21 protein-coding genes are annotated in these 21,395 nt (G+C 69.3%); 14 read left to right on the forward strand and 7 right to left on the reverse strand.

The window, feature by feature from the left end; genetic code table 11:
• The first annotated feature begins 2 nt into the window (after positions 1–2).
• Genes AC0662_RS15905 through AC0662_RS15915 form a run of 3 tightly spaced genes read left to right on the forward strand, consistent with a single transcriptional unit; the run spans position 3 to position 3,473 of the window.
• Positions 3–1,064 (forward strand): LacI family DNA-binding transcriptional regulator, encoded by a 1,062-nt coding sequence (locus tag AC0662_RS15905; RefSeq protein ID WP_452203935.1) that lies wholly within the window; start codon positions 3–5, stop codon positions 1,062–1,064.
• A complete protein-coding gene (locus tag AC0662_RS15910; RefSeq protein WP_452203936.1) occupies positions 1,061–2,452 on the forward strand; it encodes a glycoside hydrolase family protein in 1,392 nt (463 codons plus the stop codon). The genes AC0662_RS15905 and AC0662_RS15910 overlap by 4 nt, the downstream gene beginning before the upstream one ends.
• 55 nt (positions 2,453–2,507) lie before the next feature.
• Positions 2,508–3,473: a family 43 glycosylhydrolase gene (locus AC0662_RS15915; RefSeq protein ID WP_452203937.1), complete on the forward strand. Its 966-nt coding sequence runs from the start codon at positions 2,508–2,510 to the stop codon at positions 3,471–3,473.
• A gap of 6 nt (positions 3,474–3,479) precedes the next feature.
• Here AC0662_RS15915 and AC0662_RS15920 read toward each other — a convergent pair whose 3' ends face one another.
• On the reverse strand, positions 3,480–4,166 hold the full coding sequence (locus AC0662_RS15920) for a GAF and ANTAR domain-containing protein (RefSeq protein ID WP_452203938.1): 687 nt from the start codon (positions 4,164–4,166) through the stop codon (positions 3,480–3,482).
• Between the two features lie 196 nt (positions 4,167–4,362).
• On the opposite strand from AC0662_RS15920, the gene AC0662_RS15925 reads away from it, so the two are divergent.
• The 4 genes from AC0662_RS15925 (at position 4,363) to AC0662_RS15940 (ending at position 7,910) form a co-directional block, all read left to right on the forward strand.
• A complete protein-coding gene (locus AC0662_RS15925) occupies positions 4,363–5,049 on the forward strand; it encodes an ANTAR domain-containing protein (RefSeq protein WP_452203939.1) in 687 nt (228 codons plus the stop codon).
• Between the two features lie 173 nt (positions 5,050–5,222).
• On the forward strand, positions 5,223–5,630 hold the full coding sequence (locus tag AC0662_RS15930; RefSeq protein WP_452203940.1) for an STAS domain-containing protein: 408 nt from the start codon (positions 5,223–5,225) through the stop codon (positions 5,628–5,630).
• A complete protein-coding gene (locus AC0662_RS15935; protein ID WP_478301305.1) occupies positions 5,617–6,924 on the forward strand; it encodes a PP2C family protein-serine/threonine phosphatase in 1,308 nt (435 codons plus the stop codon). Before AC0662_RS15930 ends, AC0662_RS15935 begins: the two co-directional genes overlap by 14 nt.
• Positions 6,921–7,910: a cobalamin B12-binding domain-containing protein gene (locus AC0662_RS15940; protein ID WP_452203942.1), complete on the forward strand. Its 990-nt coding sequence runs from the start codon at positions 6,921–6,923 to the stop codon at positions 7,908–7,910. Before AC0662_RS15935 ends, AC0662_RS15940 begins: the two co-directional genes overlap by 4 nt.
• On the opposite strand, the gene AC0662_RS15945 is transcribed toward AC0662_RS15940, so the two are convergent.
• Positions 7,907–8,266 (reverse strand): winged helix-turn-helix transcriptional regulator, encoded by a 360-nt coding sequence (locus tag AC0662_RS15945; RefSeq protein ID WP_452203943.1) that lies wholly within the window; start codon positions 8,264–8,266, stop codon positions 7,907–7,909. The two genes, AC0662_RS15940 and AC0662_RS15945, sit on opposite strands and share 4 nt — an antisense overlap.
• Before the next feature lie 80 nt (positions 8,267–8,346).
• On the opposite strand from AC0662_RS15945, the gene AC0662_RS15950 reads away from it, so the two are divergent.
• Entirely contained in the window at positions 8,347–9,051 is a 705-nt protein-coding gene (locus AC0662_RS15950; protein ID WP_478301307.1) for an SDR family NAD(P)-dependent oxidoreductase, read from the forward strand.
• Here AC0662_RS15950 and AC0662_RS15955 read toward each other — a convergent pair.
• Positions 9,048–9,245 carry a hypothetical protein gene (locus AC0662_RS15955; protein WP_452203945.1) on the reverse strand — a complete coding sequence of 66 codons (198 nt, stop codon included), beginning with the start codon at positions 9,243–9,245 and terminating at the stop codon, positions 9,048–9,050. The two genes, AC0662_RS15950 and AC0662_RS15955, sit on opposite strands and share 4 nt — an antisense overlap.
• Before the next feature lie 6 nt (positions 9,246–9,251).
• Between AC0662_RS15955 and AC0662_RS15960 the strand changes: the two genes are divergently transcribed.
• Both AC0662_RS15960 and AC0662_RS15965 read left to right on the forward strand, forming a co-directional pair.
• On the forward strand, positions 9,252–9,740 hold the full coding sequence (locus tag AC0662_RS15960; protein ID WP_452203946.1) for an amidohydrolase family protein: 489 nt from the start codon (positions 9,252–9,254) through the stop codon (positions 9,738–9,740).
• On the forward strand, positions 9,703–10,368 hold the full coding sequence (locus AC0662_RS15965) for an amidohydrolase family protein (RefSeq protein WP_452203957.1): 666 nt from the start codon (positions 9,703–9,705) through the stop codon (positions 10,366–10,368). Before AC0662_RS15960 ends, AC0662_RS15965 begins: the two co-directional genes overlap by 38 nt.
• On the opposite strand, the gene AC0662_RS15970 is transcribed toward AC0662_RS15965, so the two are convergent.
• Positions 10,349–11,680, reverse strand: a complete 1,332-nt coding sequence (locus AC0662_RS15970) for a serine hydrolase domain-containing protein (RefSeq protein WP_478301310.1) — start codon at positions 11,678–11,680, stop codon at positions 10,349–10,351. The two genes, AC0662_RS15965 and AC0662_RS15970, sit on opposite strands and share 20 nt — an antisense overlap.
• A 138-nt stretch (positions 11,681–11,818) precedes the next feature.
• Between AC0662_RS15970 and AC0662_RS15975 the strand changes: the two genes are divergently transcribed.
• The 4 genes from AC0662_RS15975 (at position 11,819) to AC0662_RS15990 (ending at position 16,551) form a co-directional block, all read left to right on the forward strand.
• Entirely contained in the window at positions 11,819–12,361 is a 543-nt protein-coding gene (locus AC0662_RS15975; RefSeq protein ID WP_452203948.1) for a hypothetical protein, read from the forward strand.
• Between the two features lie 147 nt (positions 12,362–12,508).
• Positions 12,509–12,805 carry a hypothetical protein gene (locus AC0662_RS15980; RefSeq protein ID WP_452203949.1) on the forward strand — a complete coding sequence of 99 codons (297 nt, stop codon included), beginning with the start codon at positions 12,509–12,511 and terminating at the stop codon, positions 12,803–12,805.
• An 18-nt stretch (positions 12,806–12,823) separates the two neighbouring features.
• On the forward strand, positions 12,824–14,227 hold the full coding sequence (zwf, locus tag AC0662_RS15985) for a glucose-6-phosphate dehydrogenase (RefSeq protein WP_452203950.1): 1,404 nt from the start codon (positions 12,824–12,826) through the stop codon (positions 14,225–14,227).
• 197 nt (positions 14,228–14,424) lie between these two features.
• Entirely contained in the window at positions 14,425–16,551 is a 2,127-nt protein-coding gene (locus tag AC0662_RS15990) for a winged helix-turn-helix domain-containing protein (protein WP_478301313.1), read from the forward strand.
• Here AC0662_RS15990 and AC0662_RS15995 read toward each other — a convergent pair.
• The 3 genes from AC0662_RS15995 to AC0662_RS16005 are packed head-to-tail and all read right to left on the reverse strand — an operon-like array spanning position 16,548 to position 21,336.
• On the reverse strand, positions 16,548–18,101 hold the full coding sequence (locus AC0662_RS15995; protein WP_478301315.1) for a GMC oxidoreductase: 1,554 nt from the start codon (positions 18,099–18,101) through the stop codon (positions 16,548–16,550). The genes AC0662_RS15990 and AC0662_RS15995 overlap by 4 nt on opposite strands.
• 11 nt (positions 18,102–18,112) lie before the next feature.
• Positions 18,113–19,480 carry an NAD(P)/FAD-dependent oxidoreductase gene (locus tag AC0662_RS16000; protein WP_452203953.1) on the reverse strand — a complete coding sequence of 456 codons (1,368 nt, stop codon included), beginning with the start codon at positions 19,478–19,480 and terminating at the stop codon, positions 18,113–18,115.
• On the reverse strand, positions 19,477–21,336 hold the full coding sequence (locus tag AC0662_RS16005; protein WP_452203954.1) for a glycoside hydrolase family 15 protein: 1,860 nt from the start codon (positions 21,334–21,336) through the stop codon (positions 19,477–19,479). Before AC0662_RS16005 ends, AC0662_RS16000 begins: the two co-directional genes overlap by 4 nt.
• Positions 21,337–21,395: the final 59 nt, after the last annotated feature.

Below are 21,395 nucleotides of genomic sequence, written 5' to 3' on the forward strand. Positions count from 1 at the left end.
CCATGGCGAAGCAATCGGCGGACCGGCCGAAACGGGTCACGATGACCGATGTCGCGCGGCGTGCGGGCGTGTCCCAGCCGACCGTGTCGTTCGTGCTGAACGACCGCCGCGACGTCGCGGTCGCGTCCGAGACCCGGCGCCGCGTGCTCGAGGCCGCCGCCGAGCTGAACTTCGTGCCGAACCGGGCCGCGCAGCAGCTGCGCTCGAACCGATCGTTCACGATCGGCGTGGTCACCAGCGGGATCGTCTCCCAGCCGTACGCCGGTCTGATCGTGCTCGGGATCCAGCAGGTCGTGCAGCCGGCCGACTACGTCTGCATGGTGGTCGACACCACCGACGACCCGGAGGAAGGTGACGCCGCGGTCGCGAGCCTGCTCGCGCAGGGCGTCGGCGCGATCCTGTACGCCTCGCCGTCACCGAAGCCGTTGCACCAGAGCCCGCGGCTGAACGGGATCCGGACGATCTTCATCAACTGCTGGCCGGAGGAGGGCAAGGCCGACACCGTCCTGCTCGCCGACGAGTACGCCGGTGGCCGGGCGGCGGCCGCGGCGGTGTTCGAGCGGGGGCATCGCGAGGTAGCGTTCCTCGGTGGCCCACGCAACGAGTACGCCTGCAAGGAACGGCGGCGCGGTTTCGCCGACGCCGCCCGGGCGGCGGGTCTGCGGCCGGCCGACCTGCTGCACCGGTACGGGACCTATCAGATCGGATCGGGGTACGACCTGGCGACCGAGGCAGTCGCCGAGCACGGGTCGACCGCGCTGGTCTGCGGGAACGACCGGATGGCGATCGGCGCCATGCTCGCGCTGCACGACCTGGGGCTGAACTGCCCGAAGGACGTCAGCATCGTCGGCTTCGACGACCAGCCGGACGTCGCGGACCAGGTGCGGCCGCGGTTGACGACCGCCGCGTTGCCGCATCTGCTGCTGGGACGCCGGGCCGGCGAGCTGGTCCTGGCCGGGCCGGAGGACGCGCCCGAGCGGGTCGTGATCGGGTGCGACCTGATCGAACGCGACTCGGTCGGGCACCCGCCCCGACGTACCCCTCGACCGAGGCAGCGCGCATGAGCCTGCATTGGCGGCCTTCGCAAGGGTTCGTCGGAGACGTGATCCCGTTCAGTCATGACGGGCGGGTCTGGTTGTTCTACCTGCTCGACCTGCGGCCCGACGATCCGACGGCGGGGGAGAGCGGGATGCCGTGGGCGTTGGTGTCGACGACCGACTTCGTGCACTACACCGACCATGGCGTCGTACTGCCCGGTGGCGATCGCGACGCGGAGGATTTCGACTGCTACACGGGCAGTGTGGTGTACGACGGCTCGCAGCTGCATCTGTTCTACACAGGCCACAACCCGCGGCGGCGCGGTCTCCAGTTGGTGTGCCATGCGACGAGTGACGGCGATCCGACGCGGTGGACCAAGCGACCCGAGCTGACCTTCGGCGCACCGGACGGCTTCATACCGCAGGACTGGCGTGATCCCTTCGCCTACCGCACCGCGGTCGATGAGCCCTGGCAGATGGTTCTGGCCGCTCGGTACGACGACGCACCGAATCGCCGCTGTGGCGTCGTCGCGAGATTGACGTCGACCGATCTGGAACAGTGGACGCTCGCGGAGCCGCTGTGGGAGCCGCACCGGTTCATCACGCAGGAGTGCCCGGACGTCTTCCAGTGGGGCGACTGGTGGTACCTGGTGTACTCCGAGTTCACCGACGCGTTCCAGACGCGGTACCGCGTTTCGCGTGGCCCGGACGGCCCGTGGCTCGCGCCGGGTCGGGACACGGTCGACGGGCGCGCGTTCTACGCGGCCAAGTCGGTCGAGCACGACGGGCGGCGCTTCTTCATCGGCTGGATCCCCACGAAACAAGGGGATGCGTGGCAGTGGGCCGGAGATCTCGCCGTCCTCGAAGCGCATCAGGAGGCCGACGGGACGCTGGCGTTCGGGCTGCCCGCGGAGGTTGTCGCGGCGTACTCCGAGGTGCAGCAGGTGAAGCTCTCCGGTGACCCGGGGCGCGGGGCGATCGATCGGTACGCCGCCTGGGTGGGCGACGTGGCGCCGGCGGAATGCCTTGTGTCGCTGACCGTTGACGTGGACGCGGGGACGCAGTCGTTCGGGGTGCTGATCCATGCGAGCGCGGATGGCGAGGACGCCACGATCGTGCGGCTCGAGCCGCAGCGGGATCGGGTCGTGCTGGATCGCTGGCCGCGTGGCCGGACCGGGCCGGCGCAGTGGCAGGTGCGGGGCGACGTACCGCAGGAACTTGAAAGGGCTTGTCCGTTGCCGCCTGGCCGGCACGCGGTGCAGGTGCTCCTGGACGGACCGACCGGGCAGGTTGTGGTTGACGACCGGGTCGCGCTCAGCTTCCGGGTCGAAAGCGCCGAGGGCGCCGGGCATCTCGGGCTGTTCGTGACGGACGGCGGCTTCGAGCTGATCGACTTCACGGTCGCTACGCGCTAGGTGGCCCTTCGGTGGGGTTACAGTGCAGCGCTCGGTCGGATCCGTGGAGGTCAGCGTGCGTCGTTTGGCTCAGGTTCTCGGTGGTGTGGTCGGTGCTCTCGGGTTGGTCGCGGGGAGTGTGCTTCCTGCAAACGCGGCCGGACCGAGCAGCGTCCGTCGTGTCGGTACGCAGAGTTTCGCGGATCCCGGCTTCGCGCATTTCGGCAACAGCTACTACCTGTACCGGACGGGCACCGGCTTCGGTGCGCGGTCGACGAGCGGCAGCGGCTGGTCCGCGATCCACAACTCGATGGCGTCCATCCCGGCCTGGGTCGATCACGGCTCGCCCCTGCTCTGGGCGCCAGAGGTCTTCCAGAGCAAGGACAGCCACGGGACTTTGTACGTCATGTACTTCACTGGGCAGTCATCCTCGCGGCACGTGCACTGCATCGGCGTCGCGACCTCTCGTCATCCGGCCAGCGGATTCGTGGGCGGTTCGAAGCCGGTCGTCTGCTCGCCGTGGGTCTCCCGTGGGTACGAGGCGATCGACCCGGCGGCGTACCGGGCCAAGGACGGCAAGCGGTACCTGATCTACAAGAGTGACTATCGCAACGCCTCCGGCTTCCAGATCCGTGCCGTTCAGATGGACACCCAGACCGGCACCCGCGTGGTCGGCAGCAGCATCGCGAAGGTCGTCAGCTCGTCCAAGATCGAGGGCCCGTCGGTGATCGCGCACGGTGGCAAGGTGTGGCTGTTCACGTCCCGCGGCGACTACATCAACTGCAGCTACAACACCGACGTCTGGTCCGCGAACACCTTCTGGGGCGGGCGTTTCACCCGCGTGAAGACCTTGATGAGCACCGCCTCGACGAAGCTCTGCGGCCCCGGCGGAGCCACCGTCATCACCGTCGGTACGACGACCCGCGTCGCGTTCCACGCCTACGTCGATGCCAACCACAACGGTGTGAAGGACTCGAACACCCGGCAGGCCTACACCGGCACGATCAAGTGGGACGGTGCAGGACGCCCGTACCTGGCTTGAGGTTCCTCAGCGCGCCTTGCGGGCGGCCTCGGCGACGACACCGGCCGCCACGTCGCGGAGTTTGACGTTGCCGGTCTGCGAGGTGCGGGCCAGGAACGTGAACGCGCGGTTCTGGTCGAGCTGGTAGCGCTCCATCAGGATCCCGATGGCGGTGCCGATCGTGGTCCGGCTCTCCAGCGCCTGCGACATCGTGATCTCCTGCCGGCCCCAGCCCAGCAGTACCGCGGTCCAGTCGGCGAACATCCCGGCGAGGTAGCGGGCGTCGGCGTCGAAGACCTGCGGTTCGTCGGCGTACAGGTTGAGGGAGCCGCGCACGTTGGGCGCGGCGCGGAACTGGAACGCCAGTTGTGAGTGCAGCCCGAGCGCGGCGGCCTTCGGGCCGTAGAGCGGCCAGCGCTGGTCGGTGGCCATGTCGTCGACCTGGACGACCGGTTCACTGAGGGCCGCCGCGATGGCCGGTCCTTCGCCGAGCTCGTGCTGGAGATCGTCGGCCTCGGCCACCAGCGGGTCGGTGGAGGCGAGCGTCTTGATGGTGTTGTCCTTGTTGGTCACCGAGACGCTGGCACCGGTGATCCCGGGGATCGTCCCGGCCGCGCTGGTCGTGATCAGCTCGAGCGACTCCTCGACCGTGACCGGCGTCCGCAACGTGTCGGCGACCGTGCTCATCATGCCGGCCAGCTCTGGGAGTTCCATCTGTCAACCTCACCTCGCACAGGCCGGCGACGCCGACCACTGCCCCTCATTGTGCGGTGTCCCGGCCCCGCGGCGCAGCAGCAGGTACGACGAGATGTCCAGGGGATCCAGAACGCGGCAGGATCGCTTATGATCTCGCCCGAGATTCAGCAGCGGGCCTTGGTATCGACCGGTCCATGTCCCGGACAGGAGTCCCATGCGATCGGATGGCGAGCGGGTCGTACGCCCGACGGCAGCCACGTTCGGCGACGTGGCGCTGCGGCTGCATTCGGCCCGGGAGATGAACGAACTGCTCGTGGTGACGGCCGAGCTGGCCGCCGAGATCTTCGCGTGCTCGTTGGTCGGAGCCGCGACCCTGAGCCGCGGCGCAACGCTGCTCGACGTCGCCGGTACGGCGGCCGGGTTCGTCCGTGACGAGGCAGCGGTACCGACGAGCGCCTGGCATCGCACACTCGCCGCGAGCGAGTCGCTCTCCGTGGACGTGTCAGTCGGTATCCGTGACGTGCCCGCCCTCGCCGCGGGTCTGACCGAAGCCGGCGTCCGTGGGCTGACCCACGTCCCGCTGGTGCCGGGGCGGGGCCGAGCCGTCGGTGTGTTGTCGCTGTACTGGACCGGAACGGCCGCCGATCAGGTGGATCTCCAGCGGTTCGCCACCCATGTCGCGCTGGCCATGGAGACGCTCTGGTACCAGCACCGCCTGCAGGCGTCGATCGAGTCGCACCGGGTGGTGAGCTCGAGCCTCGGGATCCTCATGGAGCGCTACGGCATCGACAGCCGCGAGGCGTACGACGTCCTCAGTCAGGTCTCGCTCGAGCACAAGGTCAAACTGCGCGACATCGCCGGCCGCGTCATCGACGATCAGGACCTGCTCGCCCCCGGCTGAGTGACCGCCGCGCCGCCGTACCGCTTGCCCGTGAGCCGTGGTGGTGATAGTTGTAACCGAGGTCGATCGGTTTAGCCAGCAACCGTGAACAGGTTCCGCACGCCCGCGTGCGCTGAGCCGCCCGGACGTCTGCGCTCTGATCGAGCGGCGTCCCGGCAAGGAGATGCTGCGTCATGATCGACGAAGGTGCCGAACTCGTCATCCGGACCACCGATGCCGGTGCGTACGTGCTCGTCCAGGTGGTGGGTGACCTGGATCTGGAGAGCGCGCCGGCGCTCACCGAGGAACTGAAGGCCCGGCTCGGGGCGCGGCCGATCGTGCTGGACCTGGCCGGGATCGAGTTCATGGACTCCAGCGGGCTCGGGGTGCTGGTCGGGGCGCACAAGGACGCGGCGGCGCAGGGCGGGGCGCTGTTGGTCGCCGCGCCGGGGCCGCGGGTGCACCGGATCTTCAAGATCACCAAGCTGCACAAGGTGTTCGCGCTGTACGAGACGGTCGACGAGGCGGTTCGTACCGTCGACGGTGCGGCGGCGCAGGCCGTCGTACCGGGCTTCGAGATGGGGTCCCGTGAGCGAGGCTGACGGGATCGACGAGCTGCGACGCGTCGACCTCGACATCGCCGGTACGACGGCGGTTCGGCCGGAGCTCGCGGACGAGATCGGTCTGGCGATGACGGGTTCGCTCAACATGCGGCGGTCGGTGCTGCGGCTGCTCGACGGCGTGTGTCCCGAGGTCGCCGACTGGGCGGTGGTCGCGCTGATCAACCCGCGCGGCACTGGACTTCAGGTGTTCGGTGGAAACGACCTCGGGAGCGTGGTGACGGTGCCGCGGCGGCGGCTGGCCGGGAAGGCGCTCGAACGGGTGCTGGCGAACGGTCTGACCGAGCTGATGCATGTTGCGACCGCAGGAATCGAGGACGGACTCGCGAGTCTGGTGCCGCATCCGCAACTGCGCGAGGAGGCATCGTCGCTGCGACCGGCCGACGTACTTGCGACCGGTCTGACCGCGCGTGGCGCGACGCTCGGGGCGTTGATCCTGGTGCGCGGGCAGGGACGCGGGTTCGGCCCGGACGACATCGCGACGGCCGAGCGGATCGCGGCCCGGGCCTCGCTCGCGCTCGACTCCGCGCGGCTCTACGAACAGCGGGGGCAGATCGCCGAGGCTTTGCAGGACAGCCTGGTGCCTCCGCCGCTGCCGGAGATCCCGGGTGTGGCGCTCGGTGCGCGGTACCGGCCGGCGGCGGAGCAGTTGGACATCGGTGGCGACTTCTACGACGTGTTCGGCTCGGGCGGTGACTGGCTGATCGCGCTCGGCGACGTGTGCGGCAAGGGTGTCGAGGCGGCGGTCCTGACCGGCCGCACCCGGCAGAGCATTCGTACGGCCGCGCATTTCGAGCGCGATCCGGGGGCGCTGATGTCGGCGCTGAGCTCGGTCTTCCACAACGACGTCTCGAACCGGTTCGTCACCTTGGTCTGTCTACGGATCCGGTCCGGGGGCGAGGACGGGTTGACGGTGGACGTCGCGGTGGCCGGTCACGCCCCGCCACTGTTGGTGCGCTCCGGCGGCGAGGTCAGCGAAGTCGCGGCGGACGGCGCGGTACTCGGAGTCGTCGCCGACGAGGAGTACTCGACCGCCACCGTCCGGTTGGCGCCCGGCGATCAGCTCGTGCTGTTCACCGACGGTATCGAGGAAGCCCGCGGCGAGTCCGGGTTCTACGGCCACGACCGGTTACGCGAGCTGCTCGGCCGGTACGCCGGGGCGGGGCCTGACGTGGTGTGTGCCGCGCTCGAGCAGGACGTGGTCGAGCATCTCGCGGGACGGTCACACGACGACATCGCCGTACTGTCTGTCGGTTGTGCGGGGGCGAGCTCGTGACGGTAGTCGATCTCGGACCGGCGTTGACCGAGTTCCAGAGCGCGGTGGCGAGCACTGACAGCGTGGCGGCCTTGGCCGTGGTGGACGCAGCGCTCGCTAGCGGCACTGATCCGATCTCTCTGCTCACCGAGGTCGTCGGCGCTGCGCAGCGTGTGGTCGGCGAGAAGTGGCAGCGTGGCGAGTGGTCGGTGGCGGAGGAACATGCCGCGACCGCGGTGGCGATGTCGGCGACCGAGGCGATCGCTCGCGAGGTACGGCGCCGGCCCGTGGTCCGCGGCCGTGTGGTCGTCGCGTGCGCGGAACGTGAGTGGCATGCGCTGCCCGCGATGATGATCGACTGCGCCCTGCGTTCGGACGGCTGGAACACGACGCTGCTCGGCGCCTCCACGCCGGCGCTGCGACTGAGCCAGTACCTGCAGGACCTGGGCCCGGACGCGTTGGCGGTGAGTTGCTCGGTGCTCGGTTCGCTGCCGACCACGAGACGGTTCATCGAGGCGTCGAAGGCCGCGGGCATCCCGGTGCTCGTCGGTGGTCCGGCCTTCGGGTCGGACGACCTCCGCGCTCGTAGCCTGGGCGCCACCGCGTGGGCGGCCGACGCGAGCGATGCCATCGAGATCATGCGGACGATGCCGGCCGTGGTCTCGGCGGCCGCGCCGCTGCCCGCGGGCGAGGTCGCCGAGCAGGCCGCGCTCGAGTTGGCGCACTCGGGGCTGATCCTCGACCTGATGTCCCGCTGGCCGGGGAGCGGCTGCGATCTCGACCTCGACCTGGTCAAGGACTGCATCGAGCAGCTGCTGCACGCCGTCTGGGCGGCGCTGCTCACCGCCGACCCACGCCCGATCGCGCAGACCGTCTGGTGGGTGTCGGCACTGCTGGAGTTCCGCGCCCAGTCACCGACGTTGCTGGACGACCTGCGCAACGAACTGACCCGGACCCTTCGCGACTACCCGCTCGCAACGACGCTTCTCGATACGTCCTGGCCTTAGGGCGTGAGAGCTCGGGCCCGGGCCGCTTCGATGTCGGGAACGTGCTGTTCGGCCCAGAGCCGGACAGCACGCAGCGGACCGAGCAGGGAACGTCCGAGCGGTGTCAGGTCGTACTCGACCCGCGGCGGATTCTCGGCGTACTCGTGCCGGCTGATCAGTCCGTCGAGCTCCAGCGACCGCAGGGTCTCGGTCAAGACCTTCGGCGTGATGCCTTGGATGTGCGCCTTCAGTTCGGTGAACCGCCGCGGGCCGTCGTCGAGCGCGTTGACGACGAACACCGTCCAGCGGGCGCCGATCCGATGCAGCACGGTGCGGCTCGGACACGTCGCCGCCATCACGTTGTACGCCTTGCCCATCGGGGCCTCCCGGTTCCGTTGAAGATACCGGTATCAAATCCATACCGTTGAGCCCGATCCTACGAGAGGGAGTGACCGTGATGGAACGGATGCTGGTGGTCGGCGGCGCGCGGGCGCTGGGCGCGGCGGTGGTGCGACGTGCCGTGAAGGAGGGGTACGACGTGGTGGTCGGCGCGCGTGATCTGGCCCGGGCGCAGGCGCTCGCGGACGAGGTCGGTGCGAGCGCCGTCCACCTGGACCTGCAGGACGAGACGACGATCGCGGCCGCGGCCGAGCAACTGAGCGACGGGATCGACCATCTCGTGACGACCGGGTCGGCGCCGCACGACGTACGGACGGCGGAGCTGGATCACGACAAGCTCGTCGCCGCGTTCACGGCGAAGGTGATCGGGCCGATGCTGCTCGCCAAGCACTTCGGTCCGATCCTGCGGCCGACCGGGTCGATGCTGTTGTTCTCGGGTGTCGTCGGGTGGCGTCCCGGGCCGGGTTCGCTGGTCAAGGGAGTGACCAACGGAGCGGTCGAGTACGCCGCGCGCCACCTCGCGGCGGATCTCGCCCCGGTGCGGGTCAACGCGATCTCACCCGGTGTCGTCGACTCGGGTGCCTGGGACCGGTTGGGTGACCGGAAGGCCGGAGTACTGCAGAAGAGCGCCGCCGGATCGCTGGTCGGGCGGCATGGTGAGATCGAGGACGTCGTCGACGCGGTGCTGTGGCTCGTCCGTGCGGGCTTCGTCTCCGGCGAGACGATCCACCTCGAGGGCGGTGCGCGGCACAAGGTCGCTTAGGAGTTGGTTGTCCTGCGGTAGCCGAAGTCTTCGCCGTCGAGTTCGCGCATGGACTCGAAGGCGGAGGCGACCTTCACGACATGCGACCGTACTGTGATCCACGGCGGCCGTTTGGTCGCTGACGGAGGTGAGTTGCGCTGACCAGCATCGTTGTCACCGCCGATCACGTACTCAGGTACGTCGACGGTGACCATCAACTGTTGTCCCCGGGCCAGGTCGAGGTCGACGGTACGACGATCTCGTACGTCGGCCCGCCGCGCGCGACCGCCGCGGGTGAGCGGGTCGATCTCGGCAACGCGTTGCTGATGCCGGGGTTGATCGACCTCGACGCGGTGTCCGACATCGATCACGCGCTCCTCGACTCCTGGTCGTCGCGGACGGTCGAGTGGTCACCGGAATACGCCGCGAACGGTCGGCGGCACACGTTCGACGCGGACCAGCGCCGGACGGTCCGCCGGTTCGCGTTCGCGCAGCTGATCGCGCACGGCATCACGTCGGCGATGCCGATCGCCAGCGAGGTACACAGCGAGTGGGCGGAGTCGTACGAGGACGCCGTCGCGATGGCCGAGGAGGCGGAGGCGCTCGGACTGCGGTACTTCGGCGCTCGAGAGGCTCGGCGTACTCGGGCCTCGGCTGCTGATCCCGCACGGCATCTACCTGGACGGCGACCCGGCGACCGACGACCATGACCGGCGCAACGGTGTGCCGGTGTCCGGTGCCCCGGACCGCGGTCTCCGGATGCTCGTCGATCACGGGATCACGATCATCCACTGCCCACTGACGTCCCTGCGGTACGGCGTTGCACTGCGCTCGTTCGGGCGGTTGCGGAATGCCGGCGTACGGATCGCTCTGGGCACCGACTCGTTCCCGCCGGACCTGATCCGGGGCATCGACGTCGGCAGCAACGTGGCCAAGGTGATCGACGGTGCGCTCGATGCCGCGCCGGTGGAGGACTACGTCCGCGCGGCGACCCTGGCCGGCGCCGACGCCCTCGAGCGGCCCGACCTCGGGCGGATCGCGGTCGGGGCGACAGCGGATCTGACTGCGTTCGGGTTCGACGACTTCCGGGACGGCGTACTCGACGACCCGGTGCGAACGCTGATCATGAACGGCCACGCCCGCGGCGCCCGGCTCACCATGATCGGCGGCCGCATCGTGATGCGCGACGGACAACTCCCGGGCTTCGACCTCGCAGCGCTGCGGGCTGAGGCACAGGAGCTCTTCGACCACATGCGGGCCGCGTACGGACCGCGCGCGGCGGACGGTTCCGATCTGTTCCCACCGACGTTCGTGCGGGCTACTGCGGGTGGAGTCTGACGTTCGCGTAGGTGGGCGGGGTGCGGGTGAGGTCGAGGGTCTCGCCGTTGGCTGCGACGTAGATGCCTGAGGTGTGTTCGCGGAGGCGGAGGGTTTCGCCGTGCCAGTGGTTGAAGAGCAGGACGTCCTTCTCCTTGCGCAGTCTGGCGGTTCCGTTCGGGACGCCGCTGGCCCGGATGGCGTAGTCACGGTTCCACGGTCCGTCCGGCTCGGCCTCCGCGGCGGGGCCGTCGTACGCACCCGCCAGATCGGCCAGGGACTCCGGGGGCTCGGCGACGTGTTCGGGAGCTGCTGCGCGACGTGGGCTGTCCGGGAGCAGGTCACGGAAGATGTCGCTGGCCAGTTGCCATTGCAGCGAGTGGTCCGTCGAGTTCGTCAGTACGACGACCCCGAACTGTTCCTCGGGCGCCCAGTAGATGTCGGACAGGAATCCGAAACCGCCGCCGCCGTGCCCGCGGACTGGAATTCCGTCCGCGTGCGCCAACGCGAGACCGAGGCCGTACCCCTGATCGCTCCGGTACATCTCGGCGAGCAGCGCGGGATCGATCAGGGACGCACCTCCGGAGAGGTGGAACTGGATGTAGCGGAAGGCGTCGTTGACGGTCGTGTACAGGCCGCCGGCGGCAACCATCGGGACCCGGACCGGTAGCCGCGTCGTGCCGGCCGTGTGTCCGATCGCCCGATCCGTTGCCCGCGCGATCTCCCGCGGGTCGAATGTCGTCCGCGTCATCCCGAGCGGGGCGAGCAGGACCCGCCGTACGAAAGCATGGAACGGCTGCCCGCTGCGGCGCTGCAGGATGTAGCCCGCCAGATCGATGCCGAGGTTGGAGTATTGGTGGTGGTGCCCGACCGGGAACCGGAGCCACGTGTCGGAGATGCTCTCGCAGTGCGCCGCGAAGGACTCCCGGCCGACCAGATAGTTCGAGCCGACCGGCGCCTCATGCGTGAACCCGGCGGTGTGACTGAGCAGATGCCGCAGCGTGATCAGCCGCTCGGGCCGCTCCTCGAAGCAACTGTTGACCCGGAACTCCGGCAGGTACCGCGTGATCGGCACGTCGAGCTCGACGAGACCTTCCTGAACCGCGATCAGCACCGCAGTCGCCGTATACATCTTCGAACACGACTGCACGCTGAACATCGTCCCGGCGCCGACCGCCTCATCACCACCTGCCCGAGTGGCCCCGAATCCGGCCGACCACAACGCCGACTCCGCGTCGCAAACCCCGACCGCGACACCCGGGACCTGATGCTCGACGAGCAACCCGGGCAGCCGCCGCTGTAGCTCGTCCAGTGTTCTGCTCGCTACCGGCATGCCCCTCTTTCTACAGCGGCACGGGGTTAATCACCCGCCGCGGATGATGTTGCTGGCTTCGGGTGGCGGTGAGGATGGGGGCGCGGCGAGCGACTGCCGTCGCCTGGGTACGGAACTGGCCTGGAGGGGGAGAACCGCATGGCGATCGGACCGGTGCAGTTGGTGGTGCTCGGGTTCAACCATCCGAATTTCCACGGGGAGATCATCGAAGAGCTCGAAAGGCTGCGCGAGACCGACGCCATCCGGGTGATCGACGCGCTGGCCGTCCACAAGGACGCCGAGGGTGAGATGGAGGTCGCGCACCTCAGCAACCTCACCACGGACGAGGCCGTCGAGTTGGGCACGAAGATCGGTGCGCTGATCGGCCTCGGGATCGAGGGCGAGGAAGGCATCGAGAAGGGCGCCGAGGCCGGTGCCGAGGCGGCCGCGGACGGGTTCGAGGTCTTCGACGACGAAGAGGCCTGGGACGTCCTGGAGGACATCCCGAACGACTCGGCCGCGGCGCTGGTGCTGATCGAGCACCACTGGGCGGTCCCGTTGCGCGACGCCGTCGCCCGGGCCGGTGGCTTCCGGCTGGCCGACGGCTTCATCAGCCCGGTCGACCTGGTCAGTATCGGACTGTTGGAGGCCGAAGAGGCCAAGGAAATGCAGCAGATGGAGAAGGCCGCCGCGGCGAAATGACGCCGCGGCCGGAACTCGAGGCGTTGGAGGTGACCCCATGTTCGGCTCTCGCAGGGTGGCACGACGGACTTCCCGTCGTACGGCGCGCCGCCGTCGGTAACGACACCGACCGACTGACCAACTGATCGGCAAGGGGGGAGTGGGCTGATGGGTTGCCTGCTGGCGTTGCTGGCCGGGTTCTTCCCGCGTTTGGGCGTGCTCATCGTGTGGGTCGCGCGGCCGGAACGGGTCGACGCGGCGTTCAGCTCTTGGATCTGGCCGTTGCTGGGCATCATCTTCCTGCCCTTCACGACCCTGATCTACCTGCTGCTCTGGCAAGCGGGCGGACTGCACGGCTTCGACTGGTTCTGGATCGGGCTGGCCGCGCTGGGCGATATCGCGCACTGGGCCGCGAGCGCGACCCAGCGCAACCAGATTCCCGGCCGGCAGCCCCGGCCGGTCTGAAATTGAGGTGGGGTAGGCATGGCGCAGACGGTAACGGAGCCATCGACCGCGGACGTCCTGGTCATCTTCGGGATCACCGGCGATCTCGCCAAGGTGATGACGTTTCGCTCGCTCTACCGGCTGGAGGCGCGCGGCCTGCTCGACTGCCCCATCGTTGGGGTGGCGGCGCAGGACTGGACGCTCGACCAGCTGATCGAGCGCGCCCGGACGTCGATCGAGGGTACCGGCGTCAAGATCGACCAAGCGGTCTTCGACCGGTTCGCGGCCCGGCTGTCGTACGTCAGCGGTGACTTCGGCGACCCGTCGGTCTACGAACGGGTCGGCGAGGTGATCAAGGGCGCCGAGACGCCGGTGTTCTACCTGGAGATCCCGCCGTTCCTGTTCGGCCGGGTGGTGCAGGGGTTGTCCGAGGCTGGGCTCACCACCGGTGCCCGGGTCGTGGTCGAGAAGCCGTTCGGCCACGACCAGCAGTCCGCCCGGGCACTGGCCGACGAGCTGCACCAGTACATCGACGAGTCCCAGCTGTACCGGATCGACCACTACCTCGGAAAGATGGGGCTCGAGGAGATCCTGTACCTGCGGTTCGCGAACGCCGTCCTCGAACCGCTGTGGACCCGTAACTACCTGGACTGTGTGCAGATCACGATGGCCGAGAGCTTCGGCGTCGAGGACCGCGGCCACTTCTACGACCCGGTGGGCGCGCTGCGCGACGTAGGCGTCAACCATCTCATGCAGGTGGTCGCGGCCGCCGCGATGGAACCGCCGTCGCGCGGCGATCCTGGCACGCTGAAGGACGCGACCACCGCGCTCTTCCGGGCCGTCGAGGAAGCCGACCCCAAGCACTACGTCCGCGGCCAGTACGACGGGTACCTCGACATCGACGGGGTCGCGCAGACCTCGACCACCGAGACATACGCCGCCTTCCGGCTCGACATCGAGAACTGGCGCTGGGCCGGCGTCCCGTTCTTCATCCGGACCGGCAAGCGGCTGCCGGAGACGCAGACCGAGCTGCGCCTGGTGTTCAAACGCTCACCCCGGCTGGGGTTCGCGCCCCCCGGGCATCTCGCGGAGTCGAACCAGCTCGTGATCCGGCTCGACCCGTCCACCGGAGTGCGGATCCAGGTGGACGCGCATCGCGCCGACTCGGTCCGGGCCGCGCCGATCAACCTCGACATGGAGTTCAGCAAGGAGGGTGGCGAGGCACCCACGCCGTACGAGGTGCTGCTGCACGCGGCGATGACCGGTCAGAGCACGCGGTTCACCCGCCAGGACGCGGTCGAGGAGACGTGGCGAGTGATGCAGCCGTTGATCGACGCGCCGACGCCGGTCCACACCTACAAGCCGGGGACGTGGGGCCCGACGGCCGCCGACCGGGTGCCGGACGGGTTCGGTGGCTGGCAGCTGCCGTGGATCTCGAGCTGACCCCGCACTGAGTGGAGATCGGCGCCCGTTCAACGACCGGGCGTATCCTCGGCCGTGTGCAGGGGCCGGACGCAGGTTCGGGAGGCACCTCCGTTCCCGTCGCACCGACCGTGACGCCTGGGGGCCACAGCGTGGGGTCCGGGATCTTGGGTGCGCGTGAGCGACTGGTTCCGCGGACCGCGGTTGTCGATCGCTTGATGAAATCACCGGAGCCGGTGGTCGCCGTGGTGGCGCCGCCCGGCTACGGCAAGACGACTGTGCTCGCCCAGTGGACCGCCCAGTGGACGGCGCGGTTCGGCGCACGGGTGGCGTGGGTGTCGTGCGAGCGCTCCGACAACGACCCGGTCGCGTTGTGGACCGGCATCCTGGATGCGCTCGACCAGATCGAGCCGGTCGGCGCGCAGTCGCGGGCACTGCTCGCCGCGTCGGGTGGCGGCGTCGACGCCGTACCCCGGCTGGTCGGGTCGATCTCCGGGCTGCGGTCGCCGTTGGTCGTCGTACTGGACCATGTCGAAGAGATCACGAGCCCGGAGTGCGCGGCGTCGATCGCCGAGTTCGCGTTCCGGGTGCCGGCCGGCTGGCGGCTCGCGGTCGCGTCGCGCGATCCGGCGCCGCTCCCGCTGTCCCGGTTGCGGATCGGTCGCCGGCTCGTCGAGATCGGTGTCGGAGACCTGGCGATGAACGACGTCGAGACAGCCGCGCTGCTACGCCTGGCGGGGACCGAGGTGTCGCCGGCCGAGGTCGAGGAGCTGGTACGCCGTACCGAGGGCTGGCCGGCCGGCCTGTACCTGGCCGCGCTGGCGATCCAGTCCGGTGCGCCGACGACCGGTTTCAGCTTCGCCGGCGACGATCGCCTGATCGACGAGTACCTACGGTCCGAAGTACTGGCGCGACTGTCTCCCGACCAGGCGAGCTTCCTGGTCCGTACGTCGGTCCTCGACCGCATGAGCGGACCGTTGTGCGACGCCGTTCTGGGTGGGAAGCACTCTGCCCGGATGCTCGCGGACCTCGAGCGGCACAACCTGCTCGTCGTACCGCTCGACCGGCACGGCGAGTGGTACCGGTATCACCATCTGTTCCGCGAACTGCTCCAAGCCGAACTGCGCCGCGGTGATCCGGACCTCGGGACCGAGCTGCACTCCCGCGCCGCCGACTGGTTCGAGGCGGTCGGGACACCCGAGGCCGCCATCGACCACGCCGACGCGGCGGGCGACACCGAACGGGTCGCCCGGCTCGTCCTCGAACTCATGCAACCGGTCTGGGCGGGCGGCCGTGTCGACACCGTGCACGGCTGGATGGAGTTGCTCGACCACCGCCCGCGGGTGCCGCACTACGCCGCGATCGCCGCGCACGGCGCCCTGATCTTCGCCCTGCTCGGCCGCCCGCGGGAGGCCGAGCGCTGGGTCGCGGTCGCGGAGAGCCTGCCGGTGAGCGGCACGTTGTCCGACGGCAGCACGGTCGCCGCGACGCTGGCGTACATGCGCGCCAACCTCAGCCGGGAGGGGCCCGAGGCGATGCGGGCCGACAGCATCCTGGCGCTCGACGGACTCAGCCCGGCCAGCCCGTTCCGCGCGACGATGCTGCAGTCGCAGGCGCTGTCCTGGTTCGTCTCCGGCGACCTCGAGCGCGCCGACATCGGCTTCACCCACGCGTACGACGTCGCGACCGGCTTCGGGGTCACTCCCTTGGCCGCGCTGATCCTGGCCGAGCAGTCCCTGATCGCGGCCGAGCGCGGCGAGCCCACCGCCGGCGACGCGATGCTCAAACGCGCTCTGGAGCTCGTCGACACCGGCCACTACGAGGCGTACTGGACCAGCGCCCTGGTGTACGCCGCCGCCGCGCACTCGGCCGCCCGTCGCGGAGAGATGCGCGAGGCCCGCCAGTTCGTCCGGCGGGCCGCCGAACTGCGACCACTCCTGACCTACGCGCTCCCGATCGTGTCGGTCCAGGCCCTGCTCGAGCTCGCCCGCACGTACATGGCACTGGTCGACCCGGCCGGTGCGCACGCCGTCCTCGAACAGGCCCAGAACATCCTGCGCCGCCGCCCCGACCTCGGCACCCTGCCGGCGGCGATCGCGCAGCTGCGGACCCGCGTCGACCAGATCACCGTGGCTGCCTCGGCCGGCTTCTCCTCGCTGACGACCGCCGAGCTGCGGCTGGTGCGGATGCTGCCGACCCACCTGTCCTTCCCGGAGATCGCCGCGCAGCTGTACGTCTCGCGGCACACCGTGAAGTCACAGGCGCAGTCGGTCTACCGCAAGCTCGGCGCCTCCTCGCGCCGGGAAGTGGTCGAGCTGATGGCCGAGACCGGCATGTCCCATTAACCAAGGCGCTCCAGCACATGGTCTCCGACCCGCAGTGCGTTGGCGATCGCGGTCAGCGCCGGGTTCACCGCACCGATGCTCGGGAAGAAGCTGGTGTCGACGACGTACAGGTTGTCGACCTCGTGCGCCTTGCAGTCGGAGTCGAGGACCGACGTCGCCGGGTCGTGCCCGAACCGGACCGTGCCGGCCTGGTGCGCGCAGCCCGCGACCGGGATGTCGTTCTTCATGTAGACGTTGCGCGAGATCAGGTGGTGCGGGTGCATCCCCAGCTTGCCCAGGTTCTTCTTCACCCGCTTGTACAGCTGCTCCATCGGCTCGGTGTTGTTCGGCGTGTAGCTCAGCACGACGTTGCCGTCGGCATCGAGTGTCACCCGGTTGTCCGGGTCGGGGAGGTCCTCGGCCGACAGCCAGAAGTCGACGGCGTGTTCGGCGACGTCACGCAGCGCGAAGGTTGGCGCGACCAATGTCTCCACCGGTTTCTCGCCGCGATACATCGGAGCCGAGGACTTGCCGACCATCTGCAGGTTGCCCATCGGGTAGTCGAAGTCCTCGTCGCCGAAGTAGTAGTCGTTCATGGCGAGCGTCTTCTGGAAGCGGGTGTCGTTCTTCTCGGTCGAGACCGCCAGGAAGGCCCGGCTGTTGTGGAACACGTAGTTGCGCCCGACCTGGTCCGACCCGTTCGCCAGCCCGTGCGGATGCTTGTCGTTCGCACTCGCCAGCAGGATCTTCGCCGAGTTGGCCGCCCCCGCGGACAGGACGACGACGTCGCCCGCGAACCGTTGCTCGGTACCGTCCACCACGGCGACGACCGTGGTGACCGTCCGTCCGGTCGCGTCGGTCTCAAGGCGGCGTACGACGGCATTGCGCAGCAACGTCACGTTGTCATGCTTGATCGCGGGCCGAACGGCGATCACGTCGGCATCGGACTTCGCGTGCACCAGACACGGGAAGCCATCGCAGGTCGCGCACCGGATGCAGGTACTGAAGGCCGGCTCGCTCTCGTCCAGCATCACGCCGCACGGCGCGTGGAACGGGTGCAGCCCGACCGCGGCCATGTCGTCGAACAGCTTCTGGATCCGCGGCTCGTGCGAGACCGGGGGATACGGGTACGGCGCTGACGCGGGCGGGTCGGTCGGATCCTCACCGCGCGAACCATGCACCTGGTACAGCTGCTCGGCCTGGGTGTAGTAGGGCTCCATCACGTCGTACGAGATCGGCCAGGCCGGCGAGATCCCGCCGTGGTGTTTCAGTTCGCCGAAGTCGCGTTCCCGCAGTCGGTAGAGGGCGGCGCCGTAGAACTTGGTGGCGCCGCCAACGAAATAGTGCACCTGCGGCTGGAACGGCTTGCCGTGGCCGTCGAACCACTGGTCCTTGGAGATGTAGCGGTTGTCGACGAACACCGCCTCGGCGTCCCAGTTCTCGGCCTCGCGGGGGAGCCAGTCGCCGCGTTCCAGGATCAGCACCCGTTTCCCCGAGGGGGCGAGCCGGTGGGCGAGGGTCCCGCCCCCTGCTCCCGATCCGATGATGACAACGTCGTACTGCTCGGCCATGGCTGTTCTCCTCATTCCGCCTGGTTGCTGCCGGCCGACGGGGTCGAGTCGTCTCGGTCGACGTGGATGTGCGGGACGTCGGCGGAGTCGTCACCCCAGGCGATCCGCTGCGGCGTGGTGGACCACTCGACGGTCGCGGCGTGGTCGCGGTCGAAGTAGTCCCAGGCCCAGGACATGAACGCGTCGGTCTTGCTGTGCGCGCCACTCAGCAGCATCGCGTGCACGCCGAGCCAGGCGGCGAAGGCGAGCGGTCCCTCCATCTGGTGCCGGCGCTTGCCGACCTCGGCGACGGCGGCGTTCCGGCCGATCATCGCCATGATGCCCTTGTCCTTGTAGTGGAACGGCTTGGCCTTGTCCCCGTGCAGTTCACGCAGGATGTTCGCGGCCACCCACGCCCCCGACTGCTGGGCGACCGAGCCGAGCTGCGGGTAGATGCTGCCGTCCTTCGCCGGGATGTTCGCGACGTCGCCGATCGCGTAGACGTGCGGATGCCCGTCCACGGTGAGATCGTGCTGTACGTCGATCCGCCCGCCACGCCCCGTGGGCAGATCTTTCGCGGTTTTCACCACCGCCGCCGCCGACTCGCCACCGCCCCAGATGACGGTCCGGGTCCGGATCGACGTACCGTCGTCGAACTCGACCCGGTCGGAGTGCACGGCTGTCACGCCGGTCCCGAGGCGCGGATCGGCCCCCTGTTCGACGAGCCGTTTGTGCGCGTACTTGTGCGACTTCTTGGAGAACGGGGCCAGTACCGCCTTCCCGCGGTCGACCAGCGTGATCTGGCCGGCCTTGGGGATCTTCTCGGTGGCGACGAGGGCCGCCATCAACTCGGTGATCGCTCCGGTGATCTCGACACCGGTCGGACCGCCACCGACCACGACGACGTCCAGCGCGCCGTCGTCGTCATCGGACTTGGCGCCGGCCTGGACCATGTCCTGGATGTGCAGCCGCAACCGTTCCGCGTCGACGACGGAGTACAAGGGGTACGCGTGCTCGGCCGCGCCCGGTACGCCGAAGAACTGCGGGCGTGAGCCGGCCGCGATCACCAGGTGGGTGCCGCTGATCCGCTCGCCGCTCTTCAACGTCACCGCCAGCTTCTCGGTGTCGATCTCAGCGACGTCGGCGGTGCGGACCTCGACCGTCGGGTGCTCGCGGAAGATCGCCTTGTGCGGGCGGGCGATGTCCTCGGCCGGCAGTTGGGAAGTCGCCACCTGGTAGAGCAGCGGCTGGAACTGGTGGTAGTCGTTGCGGTCGACCAACGTGACCCGGACCCCCTCGTCGCCGAGGGTGTGCGCGCACGCCACCCCGGCGAGCCCGCCGCCGAGGACGACGACGTGCGGGCTCTCGTCCTTCTGCTCGGTCACCGCGTGCTCGGTCACAGCGACAGCTCCTCCCGGAGATCGTTGATGATGATCCGGCCGGCGGCTCCGATCAGGGCCAGGTGCGAGAACGCCTGCGGGAAGTTGCCCAGGTGCCGGGCCCGGTCCACCTCGTACTCCTCGGCGTACAGGCCGAGCGGCGACTGGATCCGCAGCAGCCGCTCCATCTGGCTCCGGGCGCGATCGACCTCGCCGACCATCGCGAGCGCGGAGACCAGCCAGAACGAGCAGATCAGGAACGTGCCCTCCTTGCCGGACATGCCGTCGTCGGTCTCGTCGGTCTTGTAGCGCAGGACGAACCCGTTCTCGGTCAGTTCCTTGTCGATCGCCTCGACGGTGGCCCGCATCCGTTCGTCGCTCGCCGGGAGGAAGCCGAACAGCGGGGCGAGCAGGGTCGAGGCGTCCAGCGCGTCGGTGTCGTAGTGCTGCCGCAGGACACCGCGGTCACTCACGCCGTGCTCGAGGATGTCCTCACGGATCTCCTCGGCCGTCTTCGCCCACAGTTCGGCGAGGCCCTCCTCGTTGCGGATCCGGGCCAGCCTGGCCGCACGGTCCAGGGCCACCCAGCCCATCAGCTTCGAGGAGACGTAGTGCTGGGGCTCGCCGCGGGCCTCCCAGATGCCCTGGTCAGGGTCGTGCCAGGACGCGATCGCACACTGGGCCTGCGACTCCACCAGCGGCCACAACCGACGCGGCAGCCGCTTGCTCCGGATCGTGTGCAGCAGGATCGAGTCCAGCACCGCTCCGAACACGTCGTTCTGCCGTTGGTTGTAGGCGCCGTTGCCGATCCGCACCGGACTGGCGCCCTCGTAGCCGGTGAGGTCGTCCCGGGTGGTCTCGGCGAGGTCGCGGCGGCCGTCGATGCCGTACATGATCTGCAGCGCGCCGTCCGAGTTCGGCTCCAGGTCGGCGACGAACTGCATGAACTCGTTCGCCTCCCAGTCCAGGTTCAGGTAGTGCAGCGCCTGCAGGGTGAACGTGGTGTCCCGGATCCAGGTGTAGCGGTAGTCCCAGTTGCGGGCGCCACCCGGTGTCTCCGGCAACGACGTGGTGGCCGCGGCGACCGTCGCCCCGGTCGGCATGTAAGTCAGACCCTTGATGGTCAGTGCCGAGCGTTCCACCGGATGCCGGAACCGGTGGTCGGGGATCCGGGCCCGGGCCAGCCAGTTGCGCCAGAACCGGATCGTCGCCTCGATCCGCGCCACGGCGTCGTCCAGGCCGGCCGGCGACGCGAGTCCCTCGGCCCAGGAGAGCGCGCAGTACGCCTTCTGTCCCTTGGTGATCACATGCCGGGCCCGGGCGGAGCTTCCCTCGATCCCGATCAGCATGCCGGTGCTCAGCCGGAAGGTCTTACCGGCTCCGGTCGCGTCCGCGGCGTGCATGTCGTCGCCGACCATCGTCCACTCGGCCGGGACCCGCCCGTAGTCGAAGGCCGGCTCGCAGACGAGTTCGATCTCGGCGGAGCCGTCGAGGCATTCGACGGTCCGGACCAGCAGGTGGTCGGCGTCGTCGTCGGCCGGCGGCCGTGTGTGCGGTGTGACGGTGTCCGGGCCCTGGGACGGACCCATTGTCAGCGCGTCGTGGACGAGCAGCCAGCCGGACGGGGTGTGCCAGGTCGTCGTCATCACGTTCGTGCCCGGCACGTACACCCGGGCGGTCGGCTGGTTGATGCCGTACGGACCGAACCGGAACGACCCGGCGCCGCGGTCCAGCAAGTTGCCGAAGACACTCGGTGCGTCGAACGCGGGGATGCTGAGCCAGTCGACCGAGCCGTCCGGGGCGACCAGGGCGCCGGTGTGGCAGTTCGACAGGAACGCGTAGTCGGCGATCGGCGGGAACGGTGACGTCGAGGTCATGGCGAGGGCTCCTTGGTTCGGTCGTGGCCTCCACCCACGATCGGCCGGGTGCCGCGAGC

This window comes from Kribbella sp. NPDC043289, from assembly GCF_056436705.1.